At 63.9% G+C, this 14,842-nt stretch carries 14 protein-coding genes; 8 read left to right on the forward strand and 6 right to left on the reverse strand.

Features of this window, described 5'->3' with window-relative positions; genetic code table 11:
* Positions 1-161: 161 nt before the first annotated feature.
* Together KF757_05315 and KF757_05320 are read right to left on the reverse strand one after the other, a co-directional pair.
* Positions 162-1,565, reverse strand: coding sequence for a YihY/virulence factor BrkB family protein (locus tag KF757_05315; protein MBX3322390.1), 1,404 nt, complete (start codon positions 1,563-1,565; stop codon positions 162-164).
* Between the two features lie 6 nt (positions 1,566-1,571).
* The gene (locus KF757_05320; GenBank protein ID MBX3322391.1) at positions 1,572-2,489 is read right to left on the reverse strand and encodes an rRNA pseudouridine synthase; all 918 of its coding nucleotides are present in this window, start codon (positions 2,487-2,489) and stop codon (positions 1,572-1,574) included.
* Positions 2,490-2,627: 138 nt separating this feature from the next.
* Here KF757_05320 and KF757_05325 point away from each other — a divergent pair, with 138 nt between their 5' ends.
* The 6 genes from KF757_05325 to KF757_05350 all read left to right on the forward strand — a co-directional run bounded on the left by KF757_05325 (position 2,628) and on the right by KF757_05350 (position 9,642).
* Positions 2,628-4,079, forward strand: a complete 1,452-nt coding sequence (locus KF757_05325) for a hypothetical protein (protein ID MBX3322392.1) — start codon at positions 2,628-2,630, stop codon at positions 4,077-4,079.
* A gap of 78 nt (positions 4,080-4,157) precedes the next feature.
* Complete coding sequence (locus KF757_05330) at positions 4,158-5,036, forward strand: alpha/beta hydrolase (GenBank protein ID MBX3322393.1); 879 nt, start codon at positions 4,158-4,160, stop codon at positions 5,034-5,036.
* A complete protein-coding gene (locus KF757_05335; protein ID MBX3322394.1) occupies positions 5,026-6,675 on the forward strand; it encodes a GH3 auxin-responsive promoter family protein in 1,650 nt (549 codons plus the stop codon). The genes KF757_05330 and KF757_05335 overlap by 11 nt, the downstream gene beginning before the upstream one ends.
* Positions 6,676-6,816: 141 nt before the next feature.
* Positions 6,817-7,467, forward strand: a complete 651-nt coding sequence (locus tag KF757_05340; protein MBX3322395.1) for a DinB family protein — start codon at positions 6,817-6,819, stop codon at positions 7,465-7,467.
* Between the two features lie 21 nt (positions 7,468-7,488).
* On the forward strand, positions 7,489-8,274 hold the full coding sequence (locus KF757_05345) for an NRDE family protein (protein MBX3322396.1): 786 nt from the start codon (positions 7,489-7,491) through the stop codon (positions 8,272-8,274).
* Between the two features lie 6 nt (positions 8,275-8,280).
* Entirely contained in the window at positions 8,281-9,642 is a 1,362-nt protein-coding gene (locus KF757_05350; protein ID MBX3322397.1) for an NADH-quinone oxidoreductase subunit H, read from the forward strand.
* A gap of 99 nt (positions 9,643-9,741) precedes the next feature.
* Here KF757_05350 and KF757_05355 read toward each other — a convergent pair whose 3' ends face one another.
* From KF757_05355 to KF757_05370, 4 genes are all read right to left on the reverse strand, one after another.
* A complete protein-coding gene (locus KF757_05355) occupies positions 9,742-10,461 on the reverse strand; it encodes a hypothetical protein (protein ID MBX3322398.1) in 720 nt (239 codons plus the stop codon).
* Positions 10,462-10,478: 17 nt separating this feature from the next.
* Positions 10,479-11,174 (reverse strand): prepilin-type N-terminal cleavage/methylation domain-containing protein, encoded by a 696-nt coding sequence (locus tag KF757_05360; GenBank protein MBX3322399.1) that lies wholly within the window; start codon positions 11,172-11,174, stop codon positions 10,479-10,481.
* 90 nt (positions 11,175-11,264) lie between these two features.
* Positions 11,265-11,414 carry a hypothetical protein gene (locus tag KF757_05365; GenBank protein MBX3322400.1) on the reverse strand — a complete coding sequence of 50 codons (150 nt, stop codon included), beginning with the start codon at positions 11,412-11,414 and terminating at the stop codon, positions 11,265-11,267.
* 567 nt (positions 11,415-11,981) lie between these two features.
* The gene (locus KF757_05370; GenBank protein MBX3322401.1) at positions 11,982-13,058 is read right to left on the reverse strand and encodes a Gfo/Idh/MocA family oxidoreductase; all 1,077 of its coding nucleotides are present in this window, start codon (positions 13,056-13,058) and stop codon (positions 11,982-11,984) included.
* 58 nt (positions 13,059-13,116) lie between these two features.
* Between KF757_05370 and galE the strand changes: the two genes are divergently transcribed.
* Both galE and KF757_05380 read left to right on the forward strand, forming a co-directional pair.
* Positions 13,117-14,148: a UDP-glucose 4-epimerase GalE gene (gene galE / locus KF757_05375; protein ID MBX3322402.1), complete on the forward strand. Its 1,032-nt coding sequence runs from the start codon at positions 13,117-13,119 to the stop codon at positions 14,146-14,148.
* A 34-nt stretch (positions 14,149-14,182) separates the two neighbouring features.
* Positions 14,183-14,836 (forward strand): ThuA domain-containing protein, encoded by a 654-nt coding sequence (locus KF757_05380; protein ID MBX3322403.1) that lies wholly within the window; start codon positions 14,183-14,185, stop codon positions 14,834-14,836.
* Positions 14,837-14,842 lie beyond the last annotated feature (6 nt).

A 14,842-nucleotide genomic window follows, 5' to 3' on the forward strand; every position in this document is an offset into this window, starting at 1 on the left:
AAAACTTGTATTCGTCAGCATTCGAACACCAAAATGAGGCGTTTTGGGCATTTTGGTGGGGGCATCGGGTGGGGCAGGCGGGGTCGTGGCGGAATATGCGAAATCTCAGAATCAGGCAGTGATTATGCCCGATGCGAGCGATCAGTTCTGTGCGCTTCTAATTACTTGGAATGTTCCTGAAATTTGTCAAGCGTTGTGTCCCCAAAGGCAGCGAGTTCGGCATCTCGCATGGCGCTGAGCGGACCGGTCGATGTGTATGGCACCAATGCCATTGCGCTCTTGACCAGATCGCGGCACTGGATCGCTGAGGGCGAGCGAGAAAGGGCGTATACCGGTTCATCATGATCGCCCGCGACTTCGTGCAGATAGCCGCCCTCGTGCAATGCGCGGACCATGATGGCGGCCAGAGGCTCGGGCACGCCCGAAGTCTCTGCAACGTGCCCGATGGTTACGGGCTCACCACGCTCAAAGTCCTGCACGATGGCGGAGGCGATCGTGAGAATGAGCCGGGGCTCGGCAACGAGCGGGCCGGTGTCTTCCGAACGTTGAGGGCGGCCTCCATTGGTTCCGACGATCTGCATGGCGTACGCGACCTGAAGCCCGAAGAGCACGGTGAGCCAGGTGACGTAAACCCACAGAAGAAAGATCGGAATGAGGGCGAGGGAGCCATAGAGCCTCGCGTAATTCGTCGAGAACGCGATGTAGTGCGTGAACCCCCACTTGCCGGCCTCCCACAGGATTGCAGCCACGATCGCGCCGATGAGCGCTGGGCGAAGATGCACGCGCGTGTTCGGAATGCGCATGTACGCGATGGTCAGCAATGTGGCACTGATTGCAACGGTTGCAAGAAACCCGAGCACATTGACGCGCAGCCACCCGAATGCCCCTTCGGTATCAACGTCGATCACCCACGCACGGAAGCGATTGCCGACGATGAATGTCGCGGCCAGCAGCAACATGCCCAGCGTGAGCATGGTCCAGTAGAGCGTGACACGCGTCCACCACGATCGACCCGTCACGCACCGAAAAACGTGATTGAACGCACGTTCGACTTCGACAAGCATGCCGATCGCAGCGTACACAAGTATCATCGCGCTGATGAACCCGATGGTCTTTTTGGGAACGGACCGGATGCGTGTCACCAACTCGGAGATCCAGGCTTCAAGGCGTTCGCCGCTTGATTCAGCATCGCTTGGCACGTCGCCGGGGGTGGAGATCGGCATCTGACCAAAGTCGAACGAGAAGTTGAAGGATGTATCGTTTTCTTCGGCGATATCGACGACGAGTTCGTTGAGCTTGGTGTATTCGAGTATGTTGCCCAGGCCGCGCTCGATGTCGGTATCTGAGACGATTGCACCAAAGACCACGAGCAGGATCACGCAGGTCGGAACGATGCCGAAGATGGTGCGATACGCCAGCGCAGCGGCCATGCGCGGGATCTGTGTGCGATAGAGCCCTCGCAAGGCGTCGCGCATGACTTCCACTGCCCGTTGCAGTTCCTCACGCTCGTGCGTGATGCGCGCCAGGAGGCTGGGCTTGCGGCGGGGTGGTGTCTTTGGGGGCATGAGAAGTTATCGCGACGATGGGCCTCGCGCACGACGTGGCGCGGGCTTGGGCTTTGCTCCTGCATCGGGCGAGCGACGAGGTGTAACTTTGGTTTTGGGTCGCGGTTTGGGATCGGGCGCGGCCTGAGCATCCGGGCCGGCAGCCGCAGCGCGCTTGATCGCACGCAGTTCATGCCGATCCAGTTCGCGCCATTGTCCGGGGGCGATGCCCTTGAGGCGCAGCGGCCCCATGCCGATGCGTTCGAGTTTCTTGACGGGGTATCCGACTGCGGCGAGCAAACGTCGCACCTGCCGGTTGCGTCCTTCGCGAAGAGTCAGTTCGAGGGTGGTGCGGTCGCGCTGTCGCGAGATCAGCCGAACCTCGACCCGCGCGGTGCGACTGGCCCCCACCGTCCGCCCCGCCTTGCGGTCAGCAAGGTAAATACCCTCTGTGATGGCCTCGGCGGCATCATCCTCGATCTGGCCCTTGACAGTGACAAGATAGGTTTTGGGTACCCCGTATCTGGGGTGTGTCAAACGGTTGGCAAGTTCTCCGTCATTGGTGATCAAAAGCAGCCCGGTAGTTTCAAAATCGAGGCGACCAACTGGAAAGAGTCTCGCCTTTTGTGGGTGGTCGATGTAGTTCATGACCGTCCGGCGATCCGCACCGGGCTCGTCGGCCAGTGTCGTCAGCACCCGTGCGGGCTTGTTGAAAAGGAGGTACAGAAGTCGCTCGGGGGTCTTGCGGATGGGACGGCCATCGATGGAGACACGATCGACTCCGGGAGTGATAAAACAGGGGAGTTTGGTCACTACTTCGCCATTAACCTCGACGGCTCCGGACTCGATCAGTCGTTCACACTCGCGTCGGCTTGCGACGCCGGCTTCGGCCATGACGCGCTGGAGGCGTTCGGGGGGAGGGGTTGTCGGGGTCGGGCGTGCCATGGAAGAGTCTATAGCGGGTTCTGCGCGTACCGGAGCGGGTCGGGTGCGCGAGCGGGCGATCCTCAAAGTCGGGGGGGCCTGCGAGCCGATTGTGCCCATTGGACCTCTGCTGGGATCTGACAGCCTGGAGACTGGACTATGGCATCGAACGAAAATCGCGATACCTCCTTCCCCTCGGACACCGAGGTGGCTGAGGGATTGTTTATTACGCCTCGCGTTCTGGATCACACGGTGTTTCGCGAGTATTCCGACGGACTCAAGGGGCTGATCCGCGAGGCGAGCGGGCGGCACAGCGAACTGCGGTCAGACGCAGAAGATGCTCGCCAGTTGTGCGAAAACATGACGCAGACCGCTGCCCGCTTACGTGAGAGGCTCGAAACCACCGCCAAGGTGCTGCCGACGCTGGATAACCGCGTGCGACGGGCCGAGCAAGCCCTGGAACAGGCTGCAGAGCGTGCGACGCTGCCTGAGCAGTTGAAGACACGGATCGACGAAGAAGTGGCGCAGGCAGAAGCCAAGATCACACGCGCGCTGGCTGAGGCCGAAGCCAGGCTGGTGCAGATCGAGTTGCGCTGTGCTGCACTGACTGAGCAGGCGCGGGCGGACATGGATCGTATTGAAGCCGCCAGCGCAGCCCTTGACGAGACTGCGGGCGTGGCTGCGCAGAGGCTGCACGATCTTTCGGTGCGTGCTGACGAACTGGAAGCCGAACTTGATGCCCGAGCGGACCGGAGTGTCACGCGGTTCGAGGAACGGGCCGAGATTCTGACTGCTCGATCGGACCATATGTATTCGAAACTCGGTGACGAAATCGACGCTCTTATCGCCAGCGTCGATGGACGCATCGCGCTGGTGCGCCAGCAACTGGCACCGGTGGTCGATCAGGTCGAGCGGGTGCCCGAGCGTTTGCGTGGGCACATCGACGCAGCGGTTGCACGCATCGACGAGCACACGACCGAAGCAGTGTCGCGTATCGCGGCGATTGAGGAACTGAGCACGCGGGCAGTACGGCTGATCGGTTTTGACCCGCTCAGGCCCACTGATGAAGTCGCGCCGGACAGCCTGATGATGCTGGTTCAGCGCGGCGTGGAGCTCGAAGAGCAGGCACGCCAGACCGCGACCGAGTTGCAGGCGTTGCACGCTTCGGCTGCCCAGGCGGGCGCGCAGATCGGGCGCGTCGTGGTCGAAGCGGAGGGTTCGCTGCACGAGTGCGAAGCGCAGGCCCGGAGTCTGATCGCAGCGTTTGAACTGGCGCTGGCCGATTCGGGCTCGGCGGCGGGACCGGTGATGGAGGCCATTGAGCAGGCTCGGCTAGAACTCGAAGCCCTCGAGGTGCGGCGAAGCGGGCTGGTGTCGTCGATCGATCACACGGGCGCGGACTTTGATCGTCTCATGGCGCAGGCGGTGCAACAACTGGCGGAACTTCGGCAGCAGGCGACCGGAGAACTGGCCCGACTAGAGGCTGCGATCGCTGCCCAGAAGCGCGATATCGAGACCCTGTCGCAGCCCAAGCCCGCGCGGTCGCGGACTCGCAAGGCACCCCCCGGAGCAGGTGCCGTTGGCGACGTGAGCGGGGCCGCGGCGGCCTGAGCGGCGGCGAACGCGCTATGGTTTGCTCGCCTGGTTTTGACTCCGAGGGCATCGCGCCCCAGAGGGTCAGGCGATACCATGTCCGGTCAGGAGGCCGGGTTGAGCGCGATTCCAAAAACCACCCAGGATCAGATCACGGCAGAGGACGTTCGGCACCTCCAGGTTCCGCTTCGGGGCATGCGGGAGGAGCCGATCATCGGGCGTGTCGCGCAAACAGGCGTGGGGCTGCCGGTGGTGTTCCTGCACGGGCTTGTCGGGCTCAACGAGCATTGGGAGGGAGTCGTCGAGCGGGTCAAGCATCGCTTCAGCTGCACGACGCTCGAACTGCCGCTGCTCTCGCTCGACGGGCCTGATTGCTCAATCCAGAGCGTGACGGATCTGACGATCCAGTTCCTCAAGAAGTTCATGAAGCAGCCCGTGGTGCTGGTGGGCAACTCGTTCGGCGGGCACGTGGCCCTGCGGGTGGCGCTCAAGCGCAAGGCCCTGGTGCGCGGGCTGGTGCTGGCCGGATCCAGCGGGCTGTTTGAGCGCACCTTCGTCAAGGGCGCTCCGGTGCGGCCTTCGAGGGAATGGCTCGTCGAGAAGATCGGAGAGCTGTTCCACGATCGCTCGTTCATGAGCCTGGCCGACGTGGATCGGGCTCATGCGGCGCTTTCGGCCAAGGGCGGGGCGCGGGCCATGGTTCGCCTGAGCCGTTCGGCCCGTCGCAACCATCTGGGCGACCACATCGGCCAGATTGCCGCCCCGACGCTCCTGATCTGGGGCCGCAACGACATTGTCACGCCTCCGTCGGCCGCCCAGGGCTTTGCCGACCTGATCCCGGGTTCCGAGCTGTTCTGGATCGACCGCTGCGGCCATGCGCCGATGATCGAGGCTCCGGCCGAGTTTGCCCGGGCGATGCTCGACTTTGCCGACCGTTTTTCGCCCCCGACCCGGCACGAGAGCGATGAGCACTGACGCATCGGCCGGCGGACCGGGCCTGCGCTGGACATCGCTCGTGGGGGCGGGGTTGTCGGCACGGGTGGCATGGCGCTCGCGCCTGCTTGCCAACACAGACTCCTGGCAGCGGCACACGGCGCGGCTTCAGGTGGCCCAGTTGCGCGGGCTGCTGGTTGAGGCACGTGGGACCGAGTTTGGCCGAGCCTGCGGCTTTGCGCGTCTGGCTGCAATAGCGGACGACGCCGAACTGCTGGCAGCCTACCGCTCGGCGGTGCCGCTGGCCGACTGGCATGCCTTTGCCCCGGCGATCGAGCGAATGCGGCTGGGGGCCGAGCCTGATGTGCTGTGGCCCGGGCTGGTGCGTCACTTTGCCCAGACCAGCGGCACGACGGCTGGCGACAAGTTCATCCCGGTCTCGGACGCGATGTTGCGTTCCAACGCCCGCTCGGCACTGGACATCTTCGCGTACATGCGTCATCGCGGGCTGGATCTGGCACGGCTGGCGGCGGGTCGCTTCCTGTTCCTCGGAGGCTCGAGCGCGTTGTCGGTGTCGGAAGCGGGCATTGCCACGGGGGACCTGTCCGGGATTGTCACGCCGATGATCCGCTGGCCGATCTCGGCCATCTATTCGCCGGGGCCCGAGATTGCACTGAACAGTCACTGGCCGTCGAAGATCGAGGCCATGGCCCGGCTGGCTGTGGACCAGGACATCCGTTTCATCAGCGGCATGCCCAGCTGGGCGCTGGTGCTGATGGGGCGTGTGCTCGAGCTGGCGGCCGAGCGGGGGCAGCGGGCGTCGTGCATCCGCGACGTGTGGCCCAATCTGTCGATCTTCGTCCACGGCGGGGTGAACTACGCGCCGTTTGCCTCCCGCATCAACGCGGTGGTAAGCGGCGATGCGGGCGTTGATCTCCCCCACCGGCTCGAGCTGTACCCGGCCAGCGAGGGGTTCATCGCGATGCAGGATGTCGCGGGCGATCCCGGGCTGCGGTTGCAGGCCGACGTGGGCAACTTCATCGAGTTCGTGCCCCTCGAGGCCATCGACGCGGCTGGTGCACCCGCGTTTGCAGCCCATGAGGTCGAGTTCGGGCAGCGGTATGTTGTTGTGCTGAGCACATGCGCCGGGCTGTACCGCTACATTCTGGGCGATGTGGTGGAGTTTGACGACATTCCGGCCGGGCTCAACGGGACAGGCGGCACGGGCCCGGCGCGGTTGCGCATCGTGGGCCGTCACCGGCACTTCATCAACGCCTTCGGCGAGAACATCATCGTCGAGCACATCGAGCGGGCGGTAGCGGCGGCGGCCGAGCAGACGGGCCTGGCTATCGGCGAGTTCACGGCCGGACCGGTGTATCCGGCTCCGGGACGGGTGGCCGGGCTGGAACTGGTGCTCGAGGCCGAGGCGGACGGGGAGGTCATCACGCGGTTCGGCCAGGCCTTCGACGCGGCCCTCAAGGACCAGAACGTCGATTACACGACCAAGCGGACGGGGGATCTGGGCATGGGTCCGCCGACGCTGAGCGTGGTGCCGCCGGGCTCGTTTCACCGCTGGATGGCGTCGCGCGGCAAACTGGGCGGCCAGCATAAGTGCCCGCGGTGCGCCAACCACCGCTCGATCATCGAAGGGGTGCTGGAGACGGCGAGTGCGGGAACCTGAGCGGGGCAACTGAGCGGTACCCAGCCACCGTGGACAAAGGGGCATCCGCCCCCGTGCAAGAATGCCGCCCCCATGCCGTACAATGTTCTGCCGGGCCGCGATCTCGAGCCGGCGGCCCCCAGATTCGGAGGATTGACCCCCATGTCCACTTCCCCCGGCGTGGCCCAGCAGGCAGCCGCCGTGCTGGCCCAATGCAGCGGTTTCATCGAGATTCTGCCCGACGCGGTGTACATCGCCCCGTCGAGCACGATCAAGGGAGGCAGCATCGGCACCCACGTCCGCCACACGCTCGACCACTTCCGCGCCCTGCTCGACGGGCACGCTCGCGGCGAGGCTGTGCTGTACGACCAGCGGGCTCGGGGTGTCCCAGTCGAGACGAACCGGGCCGAGGCGCTCGACGCGGCCGAGCGGCTGCTTGAGGCCATCGTCGCGCTTGACGCGGCGGCGCTCGAGGCGCCGGTGCGCGTGCAGATCATGCTGGCCGCCGACGGCACGACCGCCGAACTGGGCTCGACGCTGGGGCGCGAACTGGCCTTTGCCAGCCACCACGCGATCCACCACTGCGCGATGATGAACGCCATCGCGCTCGAGCACGGCCAGCAGGCGCAAGACGGCTTCGGCAAGGCGCCCAGCACGCTCTGCCATCAGGTTCTGTCGAGCGGCCATCAGGGCCAAACCCCCGCTCTTGCGACCCCGGCTCATGACCTTCAAGCCCAGCCGCCCGGCTTGTCGGCCCACCTGTCGCTGACTGAGTACAAGACCACCAACCCCCAAACCTCCCCGGCCCGCTAGAGATCAGGAAACCCGCCCGGCGTGTGTACCGTCTCCATCATCCCGATTTCCGGCGGCGTGCGGCTGGTGACCAACCGCGACGAGAAGAGAGTGCGCCCCGAGGCCGAGTTCCCGCGCCATTTCGGGCCGGGGGACCTGGCCGTCGGCCCTCTCGATACAGCCGCGGGCGGGACATGGGTGGCAGCCCGACCCGGCCTGATCTTGTGCCTGCTGAACATGAAGACCGCGACTCCGCCTCCGCCGCCCGAGCCGTCGCTCGCGCTGTCGCGCGGAACGATCATCCCCGACCTGATCGGGGCCGAAGGGATCGACGAGGCGTACGAGACGCTCGCCAGACTGGACCTGCCGCGCATGCTGCCGTTTCGCTTGCTCGGCGTCGAGGTCGGGCCAAATCACACACGGACCGCGATCGCCCGCTGGGACGGCGCTGCGCTCGAGGCCCCCATGGACGCTGTCGCCAGCCCGCCGCTGGCGCTGGCCAGTTCGGGCCTGGGCGACGCGCTGGTGCAGAGGAGACTCCCGCAGTTTGCCGCGATGCTCGAAGCATCGGGCCCGACCCCGGCGATGCAGGACGCCTTCCACAGGTTCCGGTGGCCCGAGGCCGACCACACCAGCGTGCTCATGAGCCGACCCGACGCGCGGACCGTAAGCATCACCGAAGCCCTCGTGACAGCCCGCAGCGCGACCATGCACTACCGCGTGGTGCGCGACGGGGGCGTGATCGAAGAAGCCTCAACGGCCAGCGCGGCCAACCATCCACGCAGCGCGGGCGCGGCTCCACGCGGCGTGGCCGGGCCGCTACACTAAGCCCCCATGGACAGTCTTGTTGCCTCCATTCAAGCGACCGTGACCAGCCAGCTGTTCGTCAGCGTCCACGTCATGCTCATCGTGGTGCACGTGATGCTGCTCACGGTGGCCTACCTGATCTACCTTGAACGCAAGATCTCGGCCTACATCCAGGACCGGCTGGGGCCCAACCGCGTGGGCTTTGACTTCGGGATCCCGCAGCTGGCGTTCCTCAAGGGCAAGTTGGGCCTGGGCCAGCCGCTGGCCGACGGGCTCAAGTTCCTGCTGAAGGAAGACTACGCCCCGGCGGGCGTCGATCGCGTGCTGTTCTCGCTCGCGCCCATCATGATCATCGTGCCGGCCCTGATCGGGTTCATGGTGATCCCGTGGGGGGGCATGTGGGCCATGGGCGGGCCGTGGGATTTGCCGCTGGTGGGGACGATCGGCGGCGAGACGGTGCACGTTGTCGGCGCCCATGTGCACGTGGGCGTGATCTATATTCTCGCGGTCGCGTCGGTCGGGGTGTATGGCGTGACGCTGGGTGGCTGGGCCAGCAACAGCAAGTATTCGTTCATCGGTGGGCTGCGCGCCACCGCCCAGATGATCAGTTACGAGATCCCGATGGGCCTGGCGCTGCTGGCCGTGCTGCTGCTGACCGGGGCGGTGATGCCCGAAGCCATCATCGGGTATCAGGTTGACAACGGGTGGCTCATCATCGCCCAGCCGCTGGCGTGCGTGATCTTCTTCATGTGCATCCTGGCCGAGGCCAACCGCGCGCCGTTCGACAACGCCGAGGCCGAGCAGGAACTGGTGGGCGGGTATCACACCGAGTATTCCTCGATGCGCTTCGCGCTGTTCTTCCTGGCCGAGTACAGCCACATGATCACGGGCAGCGCGCTCTTCGCCCTGCTGTTCCTGGGCGGCTATCACCTGCCGTTCGTGAGCCTGACCAGCCCCGAGGCCACGAGCCTGCTGGCGGTGGGAGTCAAGTTCGTCGTGTTCTTCGGCAAGGTCGTGCTGCTGATCTGCTTCCAGATGGTCATCCGCTGGACACTCCCGAGGCTGCGCTACGACCAGGTCATGATGCTCGGCTGGCAGACGCTGATCCCCATCGCACTGGCCATCGTGGTCGTGACGAGCATCATGGTGCACCTCGGTTTCACGGGCACGCCGGCGATGGTCATCGCCAACATCGTGCTGATCGTTATCGTGCTCGTGCTCCAGCCGGTGATGCGGGCCTGGCTGGGCAATCCGACGATCAACCGCCGCATCCCGATGTACGGCTCGAGGTTCAACCCCGTGCCGGGCCAGAGCGTGGAGACGCGCCCCAGCGACCCGATGGCCCTCGAAGACCGCCCGGTGCAGGGCACCAGCCCGATGGTGCAATGAGAGTCGGGTGAGCCAGAGCAACCCAAAGCAAACAAGCCCGCGCCGGATGGCGCGGGCTTGTCGCTTGATGGGACAACAGGTCACACTAGCTATACAGCGTTATGGACAGCCGGCACTGAAGGCTGCAAGGAATGCCTGAACGTCGAAAAAGTCGAGGACGCCGTCATCCACGAAGTCGACGGAAAGGTCGCCGGCGCTGAAAGCTCCGAGGAAGGCCTGAACATCGAAGAAGTCGAGAATTCCGTCGGAGTTGAGGTCGGCCTGGCATGGACCTTGGGCGAACCACTCGATGGTCACTTCATCAGCGAAGTAGCCCGGGAGCGGGAGGCCATTGGCGTCGCCGAGATAGACACGGTAGGTGGCTTCATATACGCCGGGTGTCGTGACCGCGTACCAGTTGTGGAGCATGGTGCCGTTCCACGCGATGCGCGGGCTTGAGCCTGCAGTGCCAAAGATGGGGGCAAAGGTGCCCTGATTCATCATGGTCCCACCGATATAGACCTGGAGCCCGGGCGTTGCGTCGAGTTGCTCGATCCAGATGGTGGCGTTCGGAGGAAGGGTCCAGAATCCTTCGATCATCCAGCCGTACTGCGCGTTGTACATGGTGTCGTTGAGTACATCAGCAGGTGCGTCGTAGGCATGGCCGTAGTTCTGGAGGAGCGGCGTAGGAACCGAGTGATCGACATGGATGTGGAGCATAGATCCTCCGTGCATTTCGACGCCGAGGTGCTTCATCATGCCTCCCATCTGAGGATTGACGGCGGATGCTGCGGAAGCGAGGGTGAACGAGGAGGCGAGAACAACATGAAACTTGTTCATTTCTGATCCTTTCGTGACTACTGATGGCCCAGTTGGGCCCTTTCAGGGTTGAAACAGTTGATTCCTGTAACACGATCGAAGACGGATTCAAACGGAAGACTGGCGGCGTGTCCGTCGAGAAACACAACACCAGTTGCACGGCCGTGCCGCTGTGCGTCGATTTCGGGCGGTGTGCCGAACTGGGTCCAGAAGTGCGCCATGGCATGATCGGCGCCTCCAATGGCGAGTTCGCCGAAGAGAACTGTGCTCGATGGGAAGGGCACGGTGCAACGTCTATTCCACGTCCGGCTGAGAGTTTCAGCCTGCGTCAGTTCGTAATAGACGTTGTAGCCATAACTCCACCTGTCGAGCCGGCGATCAAGAGGGCAGCGGTAGTGCGAGTTGAAAACTTCGAGCCATGCCTCGCGCGAAGTTGTGCTGGAATAGGAGTCTCCGGTGATGAACTCGAAGTAGGCATAGCCCCAGGGCGCAACACGGTGTGCGAATGCAGAGTGCTGGCTTCGTGGCATGCGTTCGCGGTTGGCATCGGCATACAGAGCAGTGAACTGACCGAGCGATCGCATCTGCGTCATGCAGACAGCTGCCTGGGCGGTGCTGCGTGCGCTAGCGAGCGCGGGCAGCAGGATCGCGATGACCAGAGCAATGATGGCAATGACCACCAGAAGTTCGATAAGCGTGAATGCTTTTCGTGTGAACCAAGTGAGACGAGTCATGGCAGAACCTCCCCGAACTGCATTGCGCAGCCGATACATGACGGTTGAGCACACACTGACTAAGGCGGCAACCGCGCGGGTTGCGGGCCATCAGGCGCGCGGGGGAGGAGCGGGGATTTCGAGGGTTCGGCTCTCCAGAGCCAGTGCTTCGATTGGCAGCGGATCGAGCAGCGACGGTTCAGGAAGGATGTGGCTCAGACCCAAGCCCGGCAGGACGGGTGGGGGCACAAGTGCCACCATGATCGATACCCCCTTACATGAGAGCGGCGAAACCGCCGGCACCGTTACTGGGGGAGTGGTAGAACAGTTCTGCAAAACAGGCGGCGAATTGGACAGAGGGCAGCATGATGCCTGCGCTGAGGCAGTAGAGTCCGCGACCTGCCAGACATCAGCGGTGTGATCAAATCTCGGCGGGGGGTGAACTCCCATGCGGCGTGCCCACGCAAGTCGCTGCTCGGTCGTGAAACATGTGCACTGTGTCCAACATGCTTTGGCTGATGCACAGCCACAGGCGTGGTCCTGGCACGGGTACGGCTGAGTCAATGTTGAACCTACCCAGCGGGCAACGGATGCGGGCGATGGCATGATGCCGAAGGCAGCAACCAGATAGACCCCAAGAGCGAGGATCGCTACGGCGGTAGACAGGTCGCGATGGCGGAGCAAGCGACACATCAGGGCAGATTATTGCTGTCTGACAATACTTATTCTAGCTCAACAGCACTTAAATGGGTATATAAATAGTTTTTTCGTGTTGTTGAACACAAGTCGAGAATTTTCCCGGCTTTGAGATGCCTTATTTGAGGGGGTTCAGATTTCGGCGGGCGATTCCCAGGTTCCACTGTGCGCGGCACGTTCGCAAGCATCAAGGTACGACTGGACAACCGCGCCGCGTACCAGATCGCACGCGGCTGGATGATGGGCGCGAATGGCGTCAATGAAGCGGCGACAGGTGTCAGGCGTTTCGGGCAGTTCCAGCGTGGTCCAGCGCGAGGCCTGAGCGTCCTCGCCGAGGCTGACATGCAGGACCAGCGGGTTGGCCGCCAGATCGAGCCGCAGAGCGCCCCGCGTGCCGAAGACTTCGAGGCGCTCCTGATTCTCGACCGCGGTGGCCCAGCGCGTCAGTTGCACCACGCCCACGCCGGGCGCGCCAGCGGGATTCGTAAAGCGGACCTCGATGATGGCGGTGTCGTTGGCGTCAAGATGACGCCCCTTGAACTCCGTCACGGGAGCGCCATCGAGCATTTTGGGCATCGAGGCCAGTGAGCAGCGCAGGCTCGAAAGCGGCCCGGTCAGAGCCGAAAGCAGATCGAGCATGTGGCTGCCGATGTCGGTAAGCGCGCCACCTTCGCCGCTGGCGGGCTTGGCAAGCCTCCAGAGCCACTGCGGCTCGGTCCAGTGCCCCCAGCAGGGCGTAGCCACCCAGGACTGGAAGTAACTCGCATGGGCGTAGCGGATGTCGCCCAAAGCGCCCGACTCGGCGAGTTCGATGGCTTTGACGACCGCTGCCGCGTTGCGCTTGGAGAAGTTGGTCATGTGGACAACTCCGGTCCGGCGCGCCGCTGCGGCCACCGTGCGTGCTTCGTCGAGCGTCACGGTCAGGGGCTTCTCGCAGAGGACATGCCTGCCCGCAGCCAGAGCCCGGAGCACGAGATCGGCGTGCGAGGCCTCGGGTGTGGTGATCGACACGGCGTCGCATGCGGCGAGCACCTCTTCGACGCTGTCGACCGCACGCGCAAAGCCGTGTTTGGCTGCAAAGGCGTCGGCCCGCGCCGCATCGAGGTCCATGCAGGCTTCAAGATTGACGCCTGCGATGGCGGTGTAACGCTCGGCATGCCAGTTGGCAAAGCCCCCAGTACCGATGATCCCTATGCGGATGCGCTCCATGCACGACCCTCCTCGTTCCCTATCCTACAACCATGCGGGGGCGATGGAGGCGTTTGGCATGAATGTGATGGTGACGGGCGGCGCGGGATACATCGGTTCACACGCGGTGCAGCGTCTGCTCGCCGAGGGGCATCGTGTCGTCGTGATCGACAACCTCGTGCGCGGCCACGCCGAGGCCATCGACGCGCTGCGCCACCAGGCAGGTGCCCGCCTGCGCTTCGAGGTGCTCGATGTAGGCGATGAACTGGCTGTCGAAGCGCTGCTGTCTGAGCATGAAGTAAGCACGGTGATGCACTTTGCCGCACTGGCCTACGTCGGCGAGAGCGTCGATCAGCCGTTGTGGTATTACGAAAACAATGTGAGCGCGGCGGTGCGGCTGCTGAGTGCATGCGATCGTGCGGGGGTCGCGCGGTTCGTGTTCAGCTCGAGCTGCGCCACGTATGGGCAGCCTGCGGACGATTCGATCCCCATCACAGAAACCTGTGTTCAGTATCCGGTGAGTCCGTATGGCCAGACCAAACTCATGTTCGAGCATGTGCTGCGTGACTGGTCTGCGGGCCGTGCGCGCTCGGGTACGCCGATTGCGGTGGCCATGCTGCGCTACTTCAATGTCGCGGGGGCCGACCGCACGGGGGTTCTGGGTGAAGATCATGACCCGGAATCGCATTTGATCCCGGTCGCGATTCAGGGCGCGCTCGGGCAGCGAGAGCACCTGACGATCTTCGGCACCGACTATCCCACGCCCGACGGCACATGTGTGCGTGATTATGTGCATGTCGAGGATCTGATCGACGCCCATGTGCGTGTCATGGAGGCGCTCGAGCCCGGCGATGTGCGTGCCTACAACGTCGGCATCGGGCGCGGGCACTCGGTGCGCGAAGTCATCGCATCGGTCGAGCGCGTCACGGGCAGGCGGCTCGATGTGCGGGCAGGTGAACGCCGCGCGGGCGATCCTGCGTCGTTGTACAACGATCCGAGGCTTATTGCGTCGGACCTGGGGTGGAAAGCGTCGATCACGGAACTTGACGCGATTGTGGACTCGGCGTGGCAATGGTTCAAACGCCACCCGAGCGGATACAAGTCTCGCTGAACTAGGCCAAGCACACAAACAGGACTGAACACACATGAAGACGGCGTTGTTTCTCATCGGCGGCTGGGACGGACACCAGCCTCAGCCATGCTCGGATCTGGTCATCAATCGGCTGAAGGATCTGCGCCTCGAGTCGCGCCAGGTGCACGCGCTCGATCAGATCAACGACCGCATGCTTGAAGGCATTGATGTCATTGTGCCGTGCTGGACGATGGGCGAGTTGGGCCATGAGCAGACCGTCGCCCTCGAACGGCACATCCGTGCGGGTTGCGGCCTTGCCGGCTGGCACGGCGGAATGGGCGATGCGTTTCGCGCGAACACCGAGTACCAGTTCATGGTCGGCGGACAGTTCGTCGCCCACCCGGGCAACATCATCGACTACATCGTGGAACTCACTGGCGTGGAACACCCGATCACCAAAGACATGCCCAGCAGGTTCAATGTCCGCAGCGAGCAGTACTACATGCATATCGATCCGGGCAACAGCGTTCTGGCGACCACGACGTTCTCGGGCGATCATGCCCCCTGGACTCGAGGGGTGCGCATGCCGGTGATCTGGACTCGCCATCATGGCGCGGGTCGCGTCGCGTACTGCTCGATCGGGCACACGACCGACGATCTAGGCACCGAGCCCGTGCTGGATCTTGTGTCCCGCGGGATTGCGTGGGCAGCGGGCGCGCTCGAGTAGAAGCCA

Source organism: Phycisphaeraceae bacterium (assembly GCA_019636795.1).
Lineage (GTDB): Bacteria > Planctomycetota > Phycisphaerae > Phycisphaerales > UBA1924 > JAHBWW01.

What these genes read in the sequence shown, in the direction of transcription:
- KF757_05325 (MBX3322392.1), top strand. Translation starts at nt 2,628, where the DNA reads ATGGCATCGAACGAAAATCGCGATACCTCCTTCCCCTCGGACACCGAG.
- KF757_05365 (MBX3322400.1), bottom strand. Translation starts at nt 11,414, where the DNA reads ATGGTGGCACTTGTGCCCCCACCCGTCCTGCCGGGCTTGGGTCTGAGC.
- KF757_05315 (MBX3322390.1), bottom strand. Translation starts at nt 1,565, where the DNA reads ATGCCCCCAAAGACACCACCCCGCCGCAAGCCCAGCCTCCTGGCGCGC.
- KF757_05320 (MBX3322391.1), bottom strand. Translation starts at nt 2,489, where the DNA reads ATGGCACGCCCGACCCCGACAACCCCTCCCCCCGAACGCCTCCAGCGC.
- KF757_05350 (MBX3322397.1), top strand. Translation starts at nt 8,281, where the DNA reads ATGGACAGTCTTGTTGCCTCCATTCAAGCGACCGTGACCAGCCAGCTG.
- KF757_05370 (MBX3322401.1), bottom strand. Translation starts at nt 13,058, where the DNA reads ATGGAGCGCATCCGCATAGGGATCATCGGTACTGGGGGCTTTGCCAAC.
- galE (MBX3322402.1), top strand. Translation starts at nt 13,117, where the DNA reads ATGAATGTGATGGTGACGGGCGGCGCGGGATACATCGGTTCACACGCG.
- KF757_05380 (MBX3322403.1), top strand. Translation starts at nt 14,183, where the DNA reads ATGAAGACGGCGTTGTTTCTCATCGGCGGCTGGGACGGACACCAGCCT.
- KF757_05360 (MBX3322399.1), bottom strand. Translation starts at nt 11,174, where the DNA reads ATGACTCGTCTCACTTGGTTCACACGAAAAGCATTCACGCTTATCGAA.
- KF757_05330 (MBX3322393.1), top strand. Translation starts at nt 4,158, where the DNA reads ATGTCCGGTCAGGAGGCCGGGTTGAGCGCGATTCCAAAAACCACCCAG.
- KF757_05340 (MBX3322395.1), top strand. Translation starts at nt 6,817, where the DNA reads ATGTCCACTTCCCCCGGCGTGGCCCAGCAGGCAGCCGCCGTGCTGGCC.
- KF757_05355 (MBX3322398.1), bottom strand. Translation starts at nt 10,461, where the DNA reads ATGAACAAGTTTCATGTTGTTCTCGCCTCCTCGTTCACCCTCGCTTCC.
- KF757_05335 (MBX3322394.1), top strand. Translation starts at nt 5,026, where the DNA reads ATGAGCACTGACGCATCGGCCGGCGGACCGGGCCTGCGCTGGACATCG.